Consider the following 18,046-nt stretch of genomic DNA (forward strand, 5'->3'; position numbering starts at 1 on the left):
GATGTTACGAGGATTAATGTTATTTTGCGAGATAATAGGGGGAGAGGTCTACATTGGATGTTTTTGACGGAGGCTCTAATCAGCGGCCGAAAATGAATTGGAACGGTAAGTATAAATGGATTGGCTATGTTGTGCTTGCCGTCATCGTGCTTGTGATCGCAGGCTTATTTGCTATGCAAATCATGACGGACTATTATTGGATGGATTCTTTAAATTTCTCATCCGTGTTTACAAAGATACTGACGAGTAAAGTGCTGCTCGGTGTTGCCGGGTTTATCTTGTTTGCTATCTGTACGTTTATCACCCTTTTCTGGATTAGGCGGTCTTACGTTAAACATTTTGATTCTAATCAGCTGCCGCCTATTCTGAAGAGACGAAAAATCATGACAGCTATCATGCTTGGTATTGCAGCTATCATTGGCTTATTTGGAAGCAGCATCATTCAAGGTGTTGGCTGGGAACAGGCACTGAAGTTTTTCAACCGGGCGTCATTTGACAAGACGGATCCATACTTTGGACTGGATATCTCATTTTTTGTTTACGTTCTGCCAGTTCTTAATTTAATTGTATCGGTCCTGCTTGGTTTAAGCATCTTTTTCCTGCTGGTGGAAATTGGGGCTTATTCCGTTTTCCAAATGTACCAGAAGAGCCGTTCTGCTCAGCTGCATTTAGGAACAACACTCGCGATTATCGGTGTGCTTCTGGCAGGCTATCATTTTCTGCAGCCATATGGAACGCTGACCACGAACATGGTCAGTCTGTTTCAGGAGAGTGTCGTGCACGGACTGAGCTATACGGATGAAGCGGTCAATATACCGAAAGCTTATATCCTGGCTGCGGTAGCGTTGCTTATGACGATATGGATGATTGTGAAACTCGTCAGGGGAAATATCCGAACTATGCTGACGCCGATTGCAGTCTACATTGTACTGATTATCGTCGGACAGGGTGTATCCGTAGCGGTTCAGAACTTTGCGGTTTCCCCGAATGAATTTTCCGTGGAGAAGCCTTACTTGCAGGATAACCTGGATTATACAAGGGCTGCTTACGACTTAGATGACATGGACATTGAGCAGCATCCGGGGAATGATTCACTGGATGCGGATATGGTCGAACGCAATCAGGATACGATTGATAATGTGCGTATGAATGATGTGCGGCCGTTACTGGATGTTTATAATCAGGTGCAGACATTCCGGACGTACTATGAATTTAATGACGTTGATGTTGATCGTTATCAGGTTGATGGCGAGTATGAGCAAGTATTTTTGGGTGCACGTGAATTGGATACCTCCAGCTTGCCTGATCAGGCGAAAACGTGGGTTAACCAGAATCTGAGGTATACACATGGTTACGGATTGGCAATGAGTCACGTTAATGAGGTGACCGATCAGGGACAGCCGGAATATATGGTGAAAGATTTGCCGCCTGAAGGCGATTTAGACGTCGAAAAGCCGCAAATCTACTTTGGCGAGCAGGATTATCCGAATGTCATCACAAACAGTGATGTTGATGAATTCGATTATCCGGCAGGTGATAAGAACGAGAGCAATCGTTACCAGGCCGATAAAGGCATTCAGCTGACAGGCTTCAAACGCTTGCTGTATGCACTTGATGAAGGGTCTTTCCGGATGCTGGTGACGGATCAGCTGAATGACGACAGTCAGCTGCTGGCAACGCGGAATATCAAGGATCGTGTAAACCGGATTGCGCCATTTTTCGATTATGATGATGATCCTTATTTAGTCGTTCGTGATGATGGCAGTCTTGTCTGGATGCTTGATGCGTATCTGTCAGCTGATAATTATCCATATTCCGAGGCTTTCCAGGGTGAACAGAATTACATCCGGAACTCGGTCAAAGTAACAGTTGATGCGTACTCTGGCGATGTGAACTTTTATGCGTCTAATCCGGATGATCCGCTCATGCAGACATTTAAGAATATCTTCCCGGATTTAATTACTGAAGATGTACCGGATGATATTAAAGCGCATTTCCGTTATCCGACCGACCTGTTCAAAATTCAGTCGACGATGTATGGCACGTATCATATGTCTAACTTAGAAGTATTCTATAATCGTGAAGACACTTGGCAGACGCCGACCGAACGGTATTTTGATGAGGACGTTGAAATGGAGCCTTATTATATGACCATGAAGCTGCCTGATCACGATGAAGAAGAGTTTATTCAGATGATGCCATATACGCCGAAAAACAGACAGAATATGATCAGCTGGATCGGTGTACGAAACGATGGCGAGAATTACGGCGAGAAATTTGTCTATGAATTCCCTAAACAGCGGAATATTTACGGGCCGCAGCAAATTGAAAACCGGATCAACCAGGATAGTGAGATTTCTCAGGAACTGAACCTGTGGTCGCAGGGCGGTTCTGATGTGATTCGCGGTAATCTGCTGGCTATACCGATCGAGGATACGATCATTTATGTTGAGCCGATTTATATCGAATCAAACAATGAAACCTCTCTGCCTGAAGTGAAGCGGGTTGTCGTAGCTTATGAAGATGAAATTGTGATGAAAAGTGATTTTGATACGGCACTGGATACGATGGTAGATAAAGTCAGTGATGGCGGCGGTAAGAAAGATGAGTCAGACGGTGATGAAGACCAGGCTGATGAATCAGATCAATCATCAGATGAGCCGATCAAAAAAGCACAAGAAAAATTAGAGAACTTTTCCGAGCTGTTTAATACCTATCAAAAGGAACTGTCAAACGGCAATTGGGAAAAAGCTGCTAAGACTATGAATGAGCTGGAAGACTTGATGGATGAGCTGGACATATCCAAGACGGACGTTCCGGCTGACATGCCGGAAGATGTTCCGGAAGACGTACCGGATACCGATGAATCACAGCCATCTGATCAGGGAAAGAAATCACCGGATAATTCAGAAGGAAAAGATTAGACCAGGTATGTTAAAAAATCGGGAAACGCTGTGGCGTTCTCCCGATTTTTTTTTAGATTTTGTGCTGGCATTGGATTGGGCTGGCCGGAAATCGATCGAGCGCGCGGCAAATTCGATCGAGCGAGCGGAGAAAACGATCGAGAGCGCCGGAGAATCGATCGAGAGCATCGGAAAATCGATCGAGCGCGCGTGCCGCGTCAGGATCCTGTTAGTTGAATGGAGACGTTCTCGAAGTCAGCTTGTCTGTAACTTTCAATCAGTCCTTTTTCCGCTAGGGTTTGTTTGGGAATAATTTTTTGCTGAACGGTAACGGTTACAGGTTCAGCGAATGGGAAAGCGTCCATGACCACGGTCTGGTTATCCTGCCAGTGAATGGGCGTTTTATGAGTGTCAAAAAAACTGAGAGACGGTGAAACGGTGATACCGTTTTTAAAGAAGGGATGCCTATTCTCTTCGCGGGCACCCGGTTCGTTCATACAAACGTACAGAGACAGACTGTCCAAAAATTGCAGGAGGTCCCAATGCATCCAGTATAAGTCCTGGTCGTAAGCATCAAGGTGCTGCATTAAAGACTGCTGCCGCTGTCTTTCCTGCTCGACAAATTGCTGGGAATCCTCATCCGGATCGTTCTCTAAAAAGCGTCTGTAGTGCTCACTGCATATCAGAGCGGCGTAGTCATCCTGTTCTTGAACGGTGTCAATTCCTTGTTTGTAAAAAACCGTTTTGGCAGCGTTGGGAACGTCGGTGAATCGATAAGGTTCCTGTTTCAGATCATTCCAGAAAGGCTGTTTATCCAGCATTTTCCACGCGTCATCGTGCTTGGCAATCGCGTACTCAACGGAAGGTCTTAGGTTTTTGTCGTCAAAGAAGGCATTATCCAGCTGGCGGGCCAGCTCACCGGAGATCTGGGCGTGATGGTGCTGTTGAATCATGACAAACCCCTGGTCGCGTTCTCTTACAATCATTTGCCTCACCCTTTCGCTTAATGGTTATTATGATTAGTATACAAAACGATTCAGGATTTAGCCAATGTGGTGGGATGAGAGTCAGTCTGCCCGCAGGTGTTGTCTAAAAATTCGATATTGTCATGAAGTCAGATTCATGTTTCAATATATATCACTAACTGCTAAAAGAGGTGATAAGGTGGATGCTAAAGTATCAGTCGGATTACTCGGTGTTGGTGTGGTGGGTTCAGGTGTTATGACGCTGATTGAAAAGCACCAGAAAAAACTCATGCATCAGCTTGGTTGTCCTGTCGAGGTAAAAAAGGCACTCGTTCGTGACCCCAATAAAAAACGTGCTATTGATACTGGAGCTTCTGAGACGGTTCTGACACTGGATGCTGCTGATGTGCTGGATGACCCGGAAATTGATGTGGTTATTGAAGTTATGGGAGGGATTGAAGAAGCCCGCCGCCACATTTTAAGTGCGTTTGCTGCGGGTAAACACGTCGTGACAGCCAATAAAGATTTAGTGGCACTGCACGGGGCTGAACTGCATGAGGCTGCGGCACAGAATAACTGTGACTTGTATTATGAAGCAAGTGTTGCCGGCGGGATTCCAATCCTGCGCGGAATAACTGACGGTTTTGCCTCAGACCATATTGAGCAGGTTATGGGCATTGTAAACGGGACAACGAATTTTATTTTGACCAAAATGCATCAGGAAGGTGTCAGTTATGATGATGCTTTAGCACAGGCACAGGAGCTCGGGTTTGCGGAAGCTGATCCGGCTGCTGATGTTGAAGGGCTTGATGCTGCACGGAAAATGGCGATTTTAGGGCGATTAGCGTTTTCCACGTATATTGATTTGGATGACATTGACGTGACCGGCATTAACGGTATTGAACTGGCGGACCTGAAATATGCTGATACGCTGGGATTCACGATGAAATTAATCGGTTTCGCTAAATTTGATGGCAAGCGTGTGGAGATTAATGTCCAGCCAGCACTCATTTCGCGTAATCACCCGCTTGCAGACGTTAAAAATGAGTATAACGCTGTTTATGTTTATGGCGAAGCAGTGGGTGAGGCTATGTTTTATGGCGCCGGTGCCGGAAGCATGCCGACTGCTGCTGCCATCATTTCGGATGCTGTTACGGTCGGTAAAAATATGCACCGCGGTGTAACGGGCAGTCAATTTATTGAGCCGCGCTTCAAAAAGGAATTGAAATCAACGGATGAGCAGTTTGGCCAGTACTATCTCCGGCTGCATGTGCGGGATGAAGCTGGCGTGTTTTCCCGGATATCGGACACCTTTAATGAGCAGGCGATCAGTTTTAAGCAAATTCTGCAGCGTCCGTCTGATCAGCCGGAAACAGCCGAAATTGTGGTGGTCACCCATGAAGCGTCACTGGCGATCATGCAGCAGGCTTTAGAACACTTGCAGGATCTTGATACGGTTCTGGCCGTGGTGAGTTTTTACAAAGCAGAAGGAGATGCTGACACATGATAGGGCAGGGTTTGCTCCAGACGTATCGCGCGTATTTGCCTATAACGAATGAAACACCATTGATAACGTTGAAAGAGGGTCATACACCGCTCATCCCTTTATCAGCGTTATCGGAGCAATTAGATATAGAATTATACGGTAAAATTGAAGGCTTTAATCCGACTGGTTCATTTAAGGACCGGGGCATGGCTCTTGCTGTTGCTAAAGCTGTTGAAGCGGGCAGCGAGGCAGTAATTTGTGCATCAACCGGCAATACGTCCGCCTCTGCTGCGGCGTATGCTTCCAAAGCCGGCATCAGGGCGATTATAGTCATTCCAAAAGGCAAAATCGCGCTGGGTAAATTAGCTCAGGCGGTCATGTATGGTGCGGATATCGTGGAAATTGACGGTGATTTCGATGATGCACTGAAAATTGTCCGGACATTAAGCGAAACCACCCCGGTAACGCTTGTTAATTCCGTTAATCCGTACCGGCTTGACGGGCAGAAAACAGCCGCATTTGAAATTTGTGATGAGCTGGGGATGGCACCTGAGGTTCTGGCTATTCCGGTTGGCAATGCCGGTAACATCAGTGCTTATTGGAAAGGTTTCCGGGAATATGCTGACAGGCAAAACACGGACCTGCCCGAAATGCACGGTTTCGAAGCGGCTGGAGCGGCAGCGCTAACGCACAATCAGATCGTCGCCAATCCAGAAACTATGGCGACTGCTATCCGGATTGGCAACCCCGCAAGCTGGACACTGGCTGAAGCGGCGCGGGATGAATCAGGCGGCACGATCGCGTCTGTTACTGATGAGGAGATCGCAAACGCGCAAAGATGGCTGGCTAGACAGGAAGGCGTTTTCGCTGAACCGGGTTCGTGCGCGTCAATTGCCGGTATGATTCGCGAGCGGCAAGCAGGCACGATAGCAGCGGGAACAAAAGTCGTGGCGGTTTTAACCGGCAACGGCCTGAAAGACCCGCAGGCAGCCATTGAGCAGATGGGAGACGGGCCGGTTACACTGCCCAATGATGAAAAAGCCGTCACGGATTATGTGACAAAGCTGGTGAAAGCATGACACCTTTCAGGATCGTGGTCCCCGCCAGCTCGGCAAATCTTGGGCCGGGTTTTGATTCACTGGGCCTGGCGCTCAGCCTTTATTTAACAGTCGATGTATCAGCGTCCGATGCGTGGGAAATAGAGCAGCACTCGGCCTATTTGCCGGAGCAGGTGGATGCTTATGATCATTTAATAGTCAGCGCGGCACGTGAAACGGCTGCACACTGGCATGAACAGCTTCCTCCCTGCCATCTGTCCATGCAGAGTGATATCCCTTTGGCCCGGGGGCTGGGGAGCAGTGCCTCGGCGATTGTGGCAGGTATTGAACTGGCTGATCGGGTCTGTTGTTTGTCGCTGACGGCTGATGAAAAACTGCAGCTGGGTGCGTCGATTGAGGGCCATCCGGATAATATCGCACCGGCTGTCATGGGTGGTCTGGTGATTTCAGCTGCCGCTGACGGAGTGGCTGAGCGGGTCTTGCTGCCGGTACCTGACGTTGAGACAGTTCTGGCGATACCGGGCGAGGCATTAACGACCGAAGCAGCCCGGGATGTGCTTCCCGCGGTCTATACAAGGGAGCAGGCGGCTTCTGCCAGTGCGATCAGCAACGTCCTGGTCGCCGCGCTTGCTGCTGGCGATTATGCGCGGGCTGGCAGGATGATGGAACAGGATCTTTTTCATGAGCCTTATCGTCAGGCTATGCTGCCGCATTATGAAACCATCAGAAGTGAGGCGGGCGCTCACGGTGCTTATGGAACAGTTATTAGTGGTGCGGGTCCGGCTATGATCTCATTTTTGCCTGAGGGAAAAGGCGATTCTCTCGTCAGCCGCCTGCAGGACAGACTGCCTGATTACCAGGTGATGCGGTTAAAGCCTGATCCCAACGGCGTGTTAAGCTCATAAAATGAACCACACAGCAGTTGCTGTGTGGTTTTTAAAACAGCTGGGACGTAACGTATTTTGATCATAAGTCCGCTCCGGAAAAGGACGTCGCTTTCCGCGGGCGGCTGGTGAGCCTCCTCACGCTAGCGCGCTCCGGGGTCTCACCTATCCTTTGCTCCCGCAGGAGTCTTCGTCTTTTCCTCCGCTAAATCGATCCTGTTCGAAGCAAGTTTGAGTGTTTCGCTTTCGTTGTGACCCAGCCCCATTAAAACAGCTGGGACGTAACGTATTTTGATCATAAGTCCGCTCCGGAAAAGGACGTCGCTTTCCGCGGGCGGCTGGTGAGCCTCCTCACGCTAGCGCGCTCCGGGGTCTCACCTATCCTTTGCTCCCGCAGGAGTCTCCGTCTTTTCCTCCGCTAAATCGATCCTGTTCGAAGCAAGTTTGAGTTATTCGTTTTGTTGTGACCCAGCCCCTTTTAAACAGCTGGGAAAATAACCGCTTCGGAAACGTCCCGGTCCTTTCAAAGGAGGGCTATCATTTTTCGGTCAGTTCAAGTTTAAATTCGCCTACGTTTCCAGGCTCATATAAATTGGTGATGGATGTTGAGTACGTTGTGATAACGGCTGGGAAAGCCAGATCTTTTTCAGGCATCTTAATCGTGAAATCATTTTGATATAATAACGTCGTGATATCATGATACGTATCGTGTGTGACATGAAATGAAAAATTCACCCTGGTGCGTTCACGTTCCTTTTCCGTGATCGTATCCAATTTAACGTTAAACGCTTCGATTGCCATGTCATTAATCATAATCGTTGTCTGCAAAGGATCACCTTCATTGCTTAAATTTCAAACCAATCGTAACAGGTTTGCTCAGCAGCTGCCACGTTTTGGTTTATATGGCGTCGCAAGGATAAAAACGAGCACCTGGGGAAAACCAACAGACAGAACCAGATTTATCTGTGAGAAAGGAGCCAGCAATTGTGACAATACCGCGTGAACAGGGATTGGATCATACGATCACTCTCATGTCAGAAGGCTATACGTATATACCAGACAGACGTCGGCAATTTCAATCAGATATCTTTCAGACCCGGCTTATGGGACAGAAAGTTATCTGTATGGGCGGTGAGGAGGCTGCCCGGATTTTTTATGATCCTGCCAAATTCACACGAAAAGGCGCCCTGCCGAAGCGCATCCAGCAATCCATCTTCGGAAAAAATGGTGTCCAAATGCAGGACGGTGCGCAGCATAAGCACCGAAAAGAAATGTTTATGAAACTGATGGCACCGGAGCGTATTAATGACCTGGCCGCTATTGCGAAAGAACAGTGGGAAGTGGCGCTGGCCGGCTGGGAGAAAAGGCACCGGCTTGTGCTCATGCCTGAAACTGAAGAAATCATGTGCCGCATCGCGTGCCAGTGGGCAGGTGTGCCGTTGTGGGCGAATGAGCTGACGAGACGGACGCGTGACTTGGCAGCAATGATTGATGCTTTTGGAGCGGTTGGGCCAAGACATTGGAAAGGGAGAATGGCCCGTAACCGGACTGAACGCTGGATCATGCAGCTGATCGAGCAAGTCCGGAATGGCACATTAACACCGCGGGCCGAAACAGCTTTATCTCACATCAGCTGGCACCGGGATTTACAGGGGCATCTGCTGCCTGTGCATACCGCGGCAGTAGACGTTATCAATATTCTCAGACCGATTGTAGCTGTCGCACGGTATGTGACTTATGGCGCTTTGGCTATGCACGCCTTTCCAGAAGCCAAACAAAAACTGCAAAACGATGCTGGAGCCTATACTGGCATGTTCGTCCAGGAAGTGCGCCGCTATTATCCATTCACGCCCTTTTTAGGGGCGAGAGTCCGCCATGATTTTAACTGGGACGGGCATTCATTTAAAAAAGGGACGCTTGTTCTGCTTGATGTCTATGGGACGAATCATGATCCGAATTTATGGGATGAACCGGAAGAATTTCAGCCGGAGCGTTTCCGGAACTGGGATGGCGGTCTGTTTGATTTTATTCCGCAGGGCGGCGGCCGTTATAATAGCAATCATCGCTGTGCCGGTGAATCAATCACACTGGCAATCATCCGGACAAGTCTGGAATGTCTGGCAAATCGGCTGGATTATGAGGTGCCTCAGCAAGATATGACATACAGCATGGTTCGGATGCCGTCTGTGCCAAAAAGCCGCTTTGTGATTAAAAATATAGCCACTTTATAGAAGAATTTCGGTTAATTGGGTTACGTGGACAATCATCTCGGAATAGGCTGTTATACGAGACAGATTGGAGGCGTAACCATGCAGATTCATGTTGTCAAAAATGGCGACTCACTATGGCGGATTGCGCAAAATTATGGCACTGACAGCAGTCAGATTGCTTCGGTAAATGACTTGGAAGACCCTGATGTTCTGGTGGTTGGTCAATCCCTGGTAATTCCGGAGCCGGGCATTGATTATGTGGTGCAGCCCGGGGATACATTGAGGACGGTGGCAGACAGATTTGGTGTGACGGTTCAGCAGCTTGCCGCAGCCAATCAGATTGCCGATCCATCGCGCATTTATGCTGGGCAGATGCTGCAGACCCCTTTTATAACACATAATGTTCAGGCAGGCGACACAATCTGGGCGCTTGCCCAGCAATATGGTGTGAGTGTGGCGACCATTCTATCAGTGAATCGCTTGTCAGCACCCGGCTTGATATTTCCGGGGCAGACGCTGATAATTCCTATAGCGATACGGCGGCCGGTCATTGATACATTTGCGTATGCATCCCTGGTTGGCAGTAGTACCGGGAAATCGGATGTTCTGCGTTTGGGAAGGCATTTGTCGTACCTTGGCCCCTCTATGTATCATTTTACAGAAGACGGGGAGCTGGTAGAACTGGAAGATCAGCCGGTTCGGCAGGCTGCTGCGGAAACGAATACGGCCCCCATTTTAGTCGTGGCGAATCAAGGCGAGGAAGGCGGATTCGATTCTGAACTGGCTGCTGACTTATTACAGGACTCGGATACCCAAACACAGTTCATGACGAATTTACTGGACGAATTGCGGGAAAAGGACTACGCAGGCGTTAATTTTGATTTTGAATACATCAATTCGGAAGACCGGGAAAATTATAATGCGTTTCTCCGGCGTGCTGTTATCCGGCTGCATCCGGAAGGTTTTCTTGTATCGACAGCTGTTGCTCCTAAACAATCAGGCGGGCAGCAGGGCCAGTTATACGGGGGAGTCGACTATCAGGCACATGGGTCAATCTGTGATTTTGTGATTCTCATGACGTATGAGTGGGGCTGGTCAGGCGGCCCGCCACGAGCGATTGCCCCGGTCGATGAGGTTAGAGGTGTATTGGATTATGCTGTGCGTCTTATCCCGCGCGATAAGATATTCATGGGTATTTCTTTGTATGGACGTGATTGGAAGATCCCCTGGGAGGAGGGAACAAGAGCAGATACACTGAATCCGCAAGTGCTGCTGGAACGAGCCGTTGATTACGGTACTGCGATTCAGTATGATGACACGAGCCAGGCACCCTTTTACCGTTATACCGATGATGATGGTCAGCGGCATGAGGTCTGGTTTGAAGATGCCCGCAGTATGCAGGCTAAATACGATACGGTAAGCGCTTATGGCATACGCGGTGCTGCTTATTGGACGCTGAATTTTTCTTTCCCGCAGAATTGGGCGGTTCTGCAGGATAACTTTCGTGTGCGGCAATGGTGAGACGGCCCTTTGAGGCGGCAAAGCCCGTTTCAAAGGGATTTTTTCGCAGGGACTAAGCCAGTCGCGCGTCAAGTGTTTCCCGAAAAAGCCTGCTGAATGCTGCCTCATCTTCTGAGGTGAAGGCTTTCGGGCCTTTTGTCCGTTTGCCGCTTTTGCGTGCCATGGCATTTAAATAACGTGTCTGCAGCAGCTGATCGATGTTAGTGTTCGTGTAGGCAAAGCCCTTATGATGCAGCACAGTGCAGTCTTTAGCGAGCCCGAGTGACGCCAGTCCGTAGTCCTGGGTAATGATAATATCGCCTGTCTGGACGAGCTGCATAATCCGGTAATCCGCAGCTTCAGCGCCTGTATCAACGTAGACCGTTTCGACGCCTGCTGGATCGTCAGCGGGTGAAAAGTGTGAGAAGCTTTTTACGATCACGACCGGCACAGCAAATTCCCCCGCAATCGTCATAATGGTCTGTTTGACCGGACAGGCATCCGCATCGACATATACCTTCATGATACCGCCTCCGTTTAAGTCTACCGTTATTTTAGCAGAAACAGGACGGTGAAACCAATTGCCGGTGCTTATAGCTGATGATCGCAGCAAATTGATATGGGGGCATTTTTGTACATATATCGCTGTTTTAGTTGAATAAGAAATTATGAATTGATTACATTAAAACTCATAACTTTCATACTCATAACAATTTGTGATATATGGCATTCTCGGATCATCTACAAGCTTTTTACAGTAGTCTTCCCGTACGCTAAATCGTTCACCAGTTTCCATATCCTCTTTTATATGTCTTCCACTCTCATCCCTTGTACTATCCCAACGATAGTATATAAGTTCACCATTAAATTGGAATTCAGTAGTTATTGGGTCGCCAGTTTGTGAGAATTGGGTAAATCGAATAAAGTCAGGATTACCATTCTTGACGTTCTTTTTAAATTGATTGATTGTTTCACGTTGCTTTGACGTCATGTCACTTGGCGTAATATCACCATTCGCCATTGCTTCTTCTAGTGTATAGTCTTCAGGAACGTTATCTGTTTGTTTTTTTCCGAAGTTTTCAATTTGCTTTTCAAATGCAGGATCACCTTCCTCATCTTTATTATCCTGAGCCAACGAATTTCCATTAAAAACGATCAGGAATAGAATTAAGCTGCTAATCACCATTATTACTGTCAAGACAACCCTTTCACGTTTGAGATCTAACAATTTGCCCAGCCCCCTTGGCAATGCTGTTATGGGTACTATATACACAACTCATTAAATTTATTCATGAAAGTCACAGATATTATAATCTATGACGTTTCTTGATATTTAAAATCACTGTTACGATATTACTTCGGTGTCCGCCTCCCTCAAAGAATAGTCAAAAATATAATGGCGTATGCAGGTTACCCATTCGGATGTCCGACAATGGTCCCTTGCATAGGATCTTTTTATGTACTATACTAAGTTACATAACTAATGCACTGCATCACTGGAAAGGAGGCAAGCTTGAATGATCAATCCGGATGGTGCAAAGCCCATTTATAGGCAGATTGCCGAATGGCTGGAAAACGAAATTTTAAATGAAACATTTAGGCCGGATGACAAAGTCTATTCGCAATATAAGCTTGCCGATCTGTTTAATATTAATCCGGCCACAGCAGCAAAAGGCCTGACCATGCTGGCTGAGGAAGGGGTTCTGTATAACCAGCGCGGACTTGGCAAATTTGTCGTGCGTGATGCGAAGGCGGTTATTACAGATAAGCGAAAAAATCAGACACTCAAACAGCAGATCCAGGAAGTGGCGGCAGAAGCTGAGCGTCTGGATGTTGGCGAACAGGAATTAATCGAGCTGCTTCGGACTGCAATCAATGAACGCAAGGGGGATGTAACGTGAACGTGGCAGAATGCAGAGATTTAAGCAAGAAGCACGGACGGCATAAGGCGTTGGATCAGTTGACAGTGACGATAGGGGAAAACAAGATTACCGGTCTGGTCGGGCGCAATGGGGCAGGCAAAACGACTCTGCTGAAATTGTTAGCGGGCTTCTGGCGGCCGTCTTCCGGTGATGTTCGTGTCTTCTCCCGCCGGCCATTTGATGATCTGCTGGTATCAGCTAATACGATATTAGTTGACGATGATCTGGATTTTCCAACGGCGCTGACATTAAAGGAAATTCTCGAAGAAGCGGGCCGATTTTATGAAAACTGGGATATGGCATTAGCGGATCGCTTGTTTGCTTATTTTTCATTTCAGCCGGATCAGAATTATGCCAGTCTCTCAAAGGGGCAGCAAAGCACGTTCAATATGATTGTCGGGTTGTGTTCGAGATGCGCCTTAACGATTTTTGATGAACCAACCAATGGTATGGATGCGGCTGTCCGGAAAGATTTTTACCGGGCTCTCTTGAAGGATTATCTGGCTCATCCGCGCTCCATTATCGTGTCCAGTCATCATTTGGATGAAATCGAGGAGCTGCTGGAAGATGTGCTTCTCCTGGAAGATGGCCACAATTACTTACACATGCCTGTCGAGGAACTAAAAGAATATGCCGTGAGCCTGAGTGGTCCATTCGAGGCGGTATCAGCGTGGACACGCAACAGAGACGTTATGTATTCAAAACAGACAGAAGCTGGCATGTATGCGGTTGTGAAACATGATTTTTCGACGGATGAATGGGAGCAGATGCGACGGGCAGGTATTCGTGCGGAAGCTGTTTCGCCAGGGGATGTGTGCGTGTATCTGACTGATAGCACAAAGGGGGAAATCGATGATGTATTTGACAAAGCCTAGCTTATTCCAGACGGTTAAGCAGCAATGCCGCTTTAAGTTAAAATCGTTTTCCGGCTTTTTCACGACCTTAATGATACTGCAGCTGATTGCGTTTGTTCTTTCGCTGTTCTCGACAGGTTCCTCCACAACCAGTCTTAGCAGGGGGATGCATATTTACGTCGATTCCTACTCGGCTAGTATTGTCGTCGTATTTACGATGCTGTGGGGGTTTATAAGTGCTGTGCAAATGAAAACGCAAATGTTTCGGGATGATGACTTTGTTTTTGTGTCGAGTCATTTAAGTCATGATTTAGCCAATATGATCTTTTTGACGGTGACCAGCCTGTTAGGCGGTATAACGGCATTGTTATACGGGTTTTTGCTGAAAGTCGTTACCTTTTTTCTGTTTTCGGCAACCCCTATTATGCAGGGCGGCTTCACCGATACAGTGGGTGAATGGCTGATGGGGGCACTGGCAGCGTTCATGTTTATCTTAATGTTCAGCAGTGCCGGCTACCTTGTTGGAACATTCGTTCATTTATATAAAATGTTTGCTTACATTATACCAGCTGTGATTATTGGGTTATTGTTTTTCTGGCCCCGGATCACAGGCGGTGATCAGTTATTACTGGAGATCGGGACGTTTTATTTTGAAGAGAGTTCTTTTCTTCTGTTCATGTGTAAAACACTGCTGACCGCGCTTGTGTTATTTGCCGGCTCGATCATCATTTACCGTCGACTGGAGGTGCGGACATGACGTCGTTACTGCAATTGATGCCAATCATCATTTTACTGCTGATCGTCGGGTTAATCGTATTTGCTACTTTTAAACTGCCAAAAGGAAACTGGCGGCGCAGCTATACGACAAGGGTGAGACGCCTTTTTATCGTCTATAGTGCTGTGCTTATCCTGGCTGTTCCGGCTGCATTGATGCTTCCTGAGTCATCGGATGCTCCGGGTGAGGCGGTGAGTGCTCCAGTTGATGACTTCCCACGATTAGCGGGAATGGCTGAAGACGGAAGCATTGACAAGACTGATCAGATTTATCAGCAGGAATCCTGGGAGCTGTCAGCTGAGAAGCAGGATATCCGGCTGGAAATGGTGAGCGGCCATGATCCTTATACGGGAATTCCTGTTTATGCGGAAAGAGTCTCCGATCAGAGTGACACGATTCAAGCAACGTATTATCAGACACCGCTTATTATAGAGGGAAGGGATATGTCAGATAAATTGCCTCCATTAGATGTTCAATACACGTCGGGGGCCATAAGAATCAACGTTTCGACACCTTTTGACATTGACCTGTCCACATTCAGACAAGAATTTCCCATTTCGCAATTCACCAGCACCAGCGGCGAGGAGAATGGACCTTGGTCTGATCGGGTCATAAAGGGCGGTGAGCAGCTGATTTACTTAAAGATACCTGAAGATGTTCAATTGGATGCTCTTGAGGGGATGCCGTTTCATTATGTCTGGCCGTCAGCGGGTCCATAGCCTTGAATCGTGTCGGACTTTTCATTCACTTTGGTTGACGCTTGCTTCGATGCACTTTATAATTTTAAGACGTATATAAAAATAATTCGAGCAAGCCGGTGGTTTTTAGAGAGAGAGAGTTAAGAAATGGTTTGAGCAAAGGATAATCATTTTACATCCAACGGTCTGTAATGACATCACGGTGTTATAGGCACTTGCTCCTCAATGGGGAGGAAAATCTTGAAGAATACTCAAAAACCGAAAACGGATTGGACCGTTTTTGCCGTCAGCGGTGGTTTTTTGATATTATTTGTCATTCTATCGTTCATCAGCAATGACGCGGTTGGGAACTCGATTACGGTTTTATTTGATTATGCTGCTGAATATTTTGGAGGCTATTGGCAGCTATTGCTGCTTGGTAATTTTGCGATTGGTATCTTTTTAGCCTTCTCCCGATTTGGCAAGGTTCGCTTAGGGAAGAGGGAGAAACCGAAATACAGTTATTATCGCTGGGTTGCCATGATTCTGGTGACGCTGCTGGCAAGCGGTGGCGTCTTTTGGGCGGCCTCGGAGCCGATGTATCACTACATGGATACGCCCCCGCTGTTTGGCGGCGGTGAAGGCAATATCATGGCAGCTTTCGGACAAAGCTTTATGCACTGGGGCTTTATGGCCTGGGCGATACTTGGAACGCTCGCCACGATTGTGATGATGTATGTTCATTACACTAAAGGCTATCCCATGCGGCCGAGGGCATTGTTATTTCCGATATTCGGTGAAAAGATCTTTCATAAAAGTGTTATCGGGGCAGCGGCTGACATTTTTTCCATTATTGCAACTGCTGCTGGTACGCTGGGACCGCTTGGTTTTCTGGGTTTACAGATTTCCTATGGTCTGAATGATCTGTTTGGTATACCCAATACAGTGACGGTCAGCATTTTAGTTATTGTTGTATTGGTTGCGATTGCAGCCATTTCTGCTGCGACCGGGGTGGATCGCGGAATTCTCCTCTTAAGCCGTCTTAACGTTGGGATGACGTTTGTGCTCGGGATTATTATGCTTTTGATTGGTCCAACATTCTTTATTCTTAATTCGTTTATCGGTGGATCTGGTTTCTATTTAGACAACTTCTTTACGATGAACTTATTCCGTGGTGATGAAGCCTGGCTTGGATCATGGACGATCTTTTTCTGGGGCTGGTTTATCGGCTATGCTCCGATGCTGATTATTTTTATCAGCCGCATTTCCCGCGGCCGGACCATACGGGAATTGGTCATTGCCGTGTCGATTGCAGCACCGCTCGTTACGAATTTCTGGTTTGCTGTTGTTGGCGGATCGGGCGTGTTTTATGAACAGGAAACGCCGGGATCTGTATCTGGTCCGCTGAGTGAAGGGGGCATGCCTGCAGCCGTTATGGCGATCATGCATCAGCTGCCGCTGGGCACGATTATGGCTATTGCTTTTCTCGTCATTTCGATTATATTCGTGGCGACGACGACAGATACAATGTCTTATACGGTTTCGGTAACACTGACCGGCAATGATGAGCCGAAACGCTGGCTGCGTGTCTTCTGGGCCCTGATATTCGGTCTTACAACGATGGTGATTCTAACGATTGGTGAAGACAGTATCACGGCGATCCAGAATTCAATCGTCATTACAGCTGTTCCGGTTTCATTGTTATTGCTGCCGCCTTTGTGGAATGCCCCGCAGATTGCCAAGAAAATGGCACTGGAGCAAGGTCTGATGTGGGAGCGTCCGCGTAAGGGCAAAGATGTTAAATTTGATCGCAGATGGTCATAGAATGCGAGAGGGGTACACCAATTTGTGCCCCTTCTTTTTTTGCTATTATTGTCATATTATTTTGGATGATAGTTTGGTATAATGGCAGTGTGTTAAGGAGGCGTATTTTTGAGCGAAACCAAGAAGCTGCAAAAAGATGCAAACGTTATACTGAAACAGACAAGCCGGACATTTTATATACCGATTACGCTGCTGAAGTCACCGCTGAAGGAAACGGTCGCATCTGCCTATTTATGCATGCGTGCGGTTGATGAGATAGAGGACCATGAAGAGCTGAATTCAGACATTAAAGCGTATTTGCTGCGCTCGGTGAGCGATTTGTTAGAACACGGCTTTGATGATGCCGTTTACCGTGAACTTCTGGGACCGTATGAATTGCTTCTGCCTGAGGTTACGCTAAGGCTGGGTGATTGGATCAGGCTGTGTCCGGACGGGATTGTGACGGACGTGAAAGAATCGACTGGCACGATGGCCCGCGGCATGGCTGAATGGGCCGAAAAAGACTGGGATGTTAAGGACAGGGCTGATCTTGATGATTACACGTATTATGTTGCAGGGCTGGTCGGTGTGATGCTGTCAGATATCTGGGAATGGTATGACGGGACACAGACTAACCGTGAGCAGGCCATTGGCTATGGCCGCGGACTTCAGGCTGTTAATATTTTACGGAATCAGGACGAAGACAGTGAACGCGGTGTTAATTTTGTTCCGGATGGCTGGACGCGGGATGATATGTTTGCCTATACTGAGTACAACCTTGCTCAGGCCGATGCATACATGAACGATATTCATACCCGGACGATCAAGCTGTTTTGCCGGATACCGCTTGCCCTGGCTAAACAGACGATTAAAGCCTTGAAGGAAGGCCGCGAGAAAATTTCCCGGAATGAAGTGGAAACGATTGTTGAGGATATTAAGGATGACTAAAAAAGACCGCTTAGAAGAGCGGTCTTTTTTGTGTAAAAAGCTGTTGTTGTGTGTCTGGGCA

The 18,046-nt window shown here is 47.5% G+C and carries 17 protein-coding genes; 13 read left to right on the plus strand and 4 right to left on the minus strand.

All coding sequences use genetic code 11. The features are described 5' to 3' along the window. The first annotated feature begins 53 nt into the window (after positions 1–53). Both ACFQU8_RS05980 and ACFQU8_RS05985 read left to right on the plus strand, forming a co-directional pair. A complete protein-coding gene (locus ACFQU8_RS05980) occupies positions 54–2,924 on the plus strand; it encodes a UPF0182 family membrane protein (protein ID WP_382358283.1) in 2,871 nt (956 codons plus the stop codon). A gap of 30 nt (positions 2,925–2,954) precedes the next feature. Then, positions 2,955–3,140 carry a hypothetical protein gene (locus tag ACFQU8_RS05985; RefSeq protein ID WP_382358284.1) on the plus strand — a complete coding sequence of 62 codons (186 nt, stop codon included), beginning with the start codon at positions 2,955–2,957 and terminating at the stop codon, positions 3,138–3,140. Here the strand turns inward: ACFQU8_RS05985 and ACFQU8_RS05990 are convergent. Continuing rightward, positions 3,122–3,889, minus strand: coding sequence for a DUF3891 family protein (locus ACFQU8_RS05990; protein ID WP_382358285.1), 768 nt, complete (start codon positions 3,887–3,889; stop codon positions 3,122–3,124). The genes ACFQU8_RS05985 and ACFQU8_RS05990 overlap by 19 nt on opposite strands. A 178-nt stretch (positions 3,890–4,067) precedes the next feature. Here ACFQU8_RS05990 and ACFQU8_RS05995 point away from each other — a divergent pair, with 178 nt between their 5' ends. The 3 genes from ACFQU8_RS05995 to thrB are packed head-to-tail and all read left to right on the plus strand — an operon-like array spanning position 4,068 to position 7,317. Beyond that, positions 4,068–5,375 (plus strand): homoserine dehydrogenase, encoded by a 1,308-nt coding sequence (locus ACFQU8_RS05995; protein WP_382358286.1) that lies wholly within the window; start codon positions 4,068–4,070, stop codon positions 5,373–5,375. Next, on the plus strand, positions 5,372–6,433 hold the full coding sequence (gene thrC, locus ACFQU8_RS06000; protein ID WP_382358287.1) for a threonine synthase: 1,062 nt from the start codon (positions 5,372–5,374) through the stop codon (positions 6,431–6,433). Before ACFQU8_RS05995 ends, thrC begins: the two co-directional genes overlap by 4 nt. Continuing rightward, complete coding sequence (gene thrB, locus ACFQU8_RS06005; protein WP_382358288.1) at positions 6,430–7,317, plus strand: homoserine kinase; 888 nt, start codon at positions 6,430–6,432, stop codon at positions 7,315–7,317. Before thrC ends, thrB begins: the two co-directional genes overlap by 4 nt. Before the next feature lie 516 nt (positions 7,318–7,833). Here the strand turns inward: thrB and ACFQU8_RS06010 are convergent. Continuing rightward, positions 7,834–8,124 carry a DUF3219 family protein gene (locus ACFQU8_RS06010; protein ID WP_382358289.1) on the minus strand — a complete coding sequence of 97 codons (291 nt, stop codon included), beginning with the start codon at positions 8,122–8,124 and terminating at the stop codon, positions 7,834–7,836. A 158-nt stretch (positions 8,125–8,282) separates the two neighbouring features. Here ACFQU8_RS06010 and ACFQU8_RS06015 point away from each other — a divergent pair, with 158 nt between their 5' ends. Further along, positions 8,283–9,527 (plus strand): cytochrome P450, encoded by a 1,245-nt coding sequence (locus ACFQU8_RS06015; protein ID WP_382358290.1) that lies wholly within the window; start codon positions 8,283–8,285, stop codon positions 9,525–9,527. A 78-nt stretch (positions 9,528–9,605) separates the two neighbouring features. Beyond that, complete coding sequence (locus ACFQU8_RS06020; RefSeq protein ID WP_382358291.1) at positions 9,606–11,027, plus strand: LysM peptidoglycan-binding domain-containing protein; 1,422 nt, start codon at positions 9,606–9,608, stop codon at positions 11,025–11,027. A gap of 52 nt (positions 11,028–11,079) precedes the next feature. Here the strand turns inward: ACFQU8_RS06020 and ACFQU8_RS06025 are convergent, their stop codons facing one another. After that, positions 11,080–11,529 carry a YaiI/YqxD family protein gene (locus tag ACFQU8_RS06025; RefSeq protein WP_382358292.1) on the minus strand — a complete coding sequence of 150 codons (450 nt, stop codon included), beginning with the start codon at positions 11,527–11,529 and terminating at the stop codon, positions 11,080–11,082. Positions 11,530–11,688: 159 nt separating this feature from the next. Continuing rightward, entirely contained in the window at positions 11,689–12,234 is a 546-nt protein-coding gene (locus tag ACFQU8_RS06030; RefSeq protein WP_382358293.1) for a DUF4362 domain-containing protein, read from the minus strand. Between the two features lie 289 nt (positions 12,235–12,523). Between ACFQU8_RS06030 and ACFQU8_RS06035 the strand changes: the two genes are divergently transcribed. From ACFQU8_RS06035 to ACFQU8_RS06060, 6 genes are all read left to right on the plus strand, one after another. Next, complete coding sequence (locus ACFQU8_RS06035; RefSeq protein WP_382358294.1) at positions 12,524–12,907, plus strand: GntR family transcriptional regulator; 384 nt, start codon at positions 12,524–12,526, stop codon at positions 12,905–12,907. After that, positions 12,904–13,803: an ATP-binding cassette domain-containing protein gene (locus ACFQU8_RS06040; protein WP_382358295.1), complete on the plus strand. Its 900-nt coding sequence runs from the start codon at positions 12,904–12,906 to the stop codon at positions 13,801–13,803. Before ACFQU8_RS06035 ends, ACFQU8_RS06040 begins: the two co-directional genes overlap by 4 nt. Then, on the plus strand, positions 13,781–14,539 hold the full coding sequence (locus tag ACFQU8_RS06045) for a hypothetical protein (RefSeq protein ID WP_382358296.1): 759 nt from the start codon (positions 13,781–13,783) through the stop codon (positions 14,537–14,539). The genes ACFQU8_RS06040 and ACFQU8_RS06045 overlap by 23 nt, the downstream gene beginning before the upstream one ends. Next, positions 14,536–15,276, plus strand: a complete 741-nt coding sequence (locus ACFQU8_RS06050; RefSeq protein ID WP_382358297.1) for a hypothetical protein — start codon at positions 14,536–14,538, stop codon at positions 15,274–15,276. The genes ACFQU8_RS06045 and ACFQU8_RS06050 overlap by 4 nt, the downstream gene beginning before the upstream one ends. Positions 15,277–15,495: 219 nt before the next feature. After that, on the plus strand, positions 15,496–17,058 hold the full coding sequence (locus tag ACFQU8_RS06055) for a BCCT family transporter (RefSeq protein WP_382358298.1): 1,563 nt from the start codon (positions 15,496–15,498) through the stop codon (positions 17,056–17,058). Positions 17,059–17,166: 108 nt separating this feature from the next. Further along, positions 17,167–17,985 carry a squalene/phytoene synthase family protein gene (locus ACFQU8_RS06060; RefSeq protein WP_382358299.1) on the plus strand — a complete coding sequence of 273 codons (819 nt, stop codon included), beginning with the start codon at positions 17,167–17,169 and terminating at the stop codon, positions 17,983–17,985. Positions 17,986–18,046 lie beyond the last annotated feature (61 nt).

It is taken from the genome of Lentibacillus kimchii, assembly GCF_042666895.1.
GTDB classification, from domain to species: Bacteria; Bacillota; Bacilli; order Bacillales; family Amphibacillaceae; genus Lentibacillus; species Lentibacillus kimchii.

Coding starts and splice junctions, on each gene's coding strand:
- ACFQU8_RS05990 (WP_382358285.1), bottom strand. CDS start 3,889: ATGATTGTAAGAGAACGCGACCAGGGGTTTGTCATGATTCAACAGCAC.
- ACFQU8_RS06035 (WP_382358294.1), top strand. CDS start 12,524: ATGATCAATCCGGATGGTGCAAAGCCCATTTATAGGCAGATTGCCGAA.
- ACFQU8_RS06025 (WP_382358292.1), bottom strand. CDS start 11,529: ATGAAGGTATATGTCGATGCGGATGCCTGTCCGGTCAAACAGACCATT.
- thrB (WP_382358288.1), top strand. CDS start 6,430: ATGACACCTTTCAGGATCGTGGTCCCCGCCAGCTCGGCAAATCTTGGG.
- ACFQU8_RS06020 (WP_382358291.1), top strand. CDS start 9,606: ATGCAGATTCATGTTGTCAAAAATGGCGACTCACTATGGCGGATTGCG.
- ACFQU8_RS06045 (WP_382358296.1), top strand. CDS start 13,781: ATGATGTATTTGACAAAGCCTAGCTTATTCCAGACGGTTAAGCAGCAA.
- ACFQU8_RS06050 (WP_382358297.1), top strand. CDS start 14,536: ATGACGTCGTTACTGCAATTGATGCCAATCATCATTTTACTGCTGATC.
- thrC (WP_382358287.1), top strand. CDS start 5,372: ATGATAGGGCAGGGTTTGCTCCAGACGTATCGCGCGTATTTGCCTATA.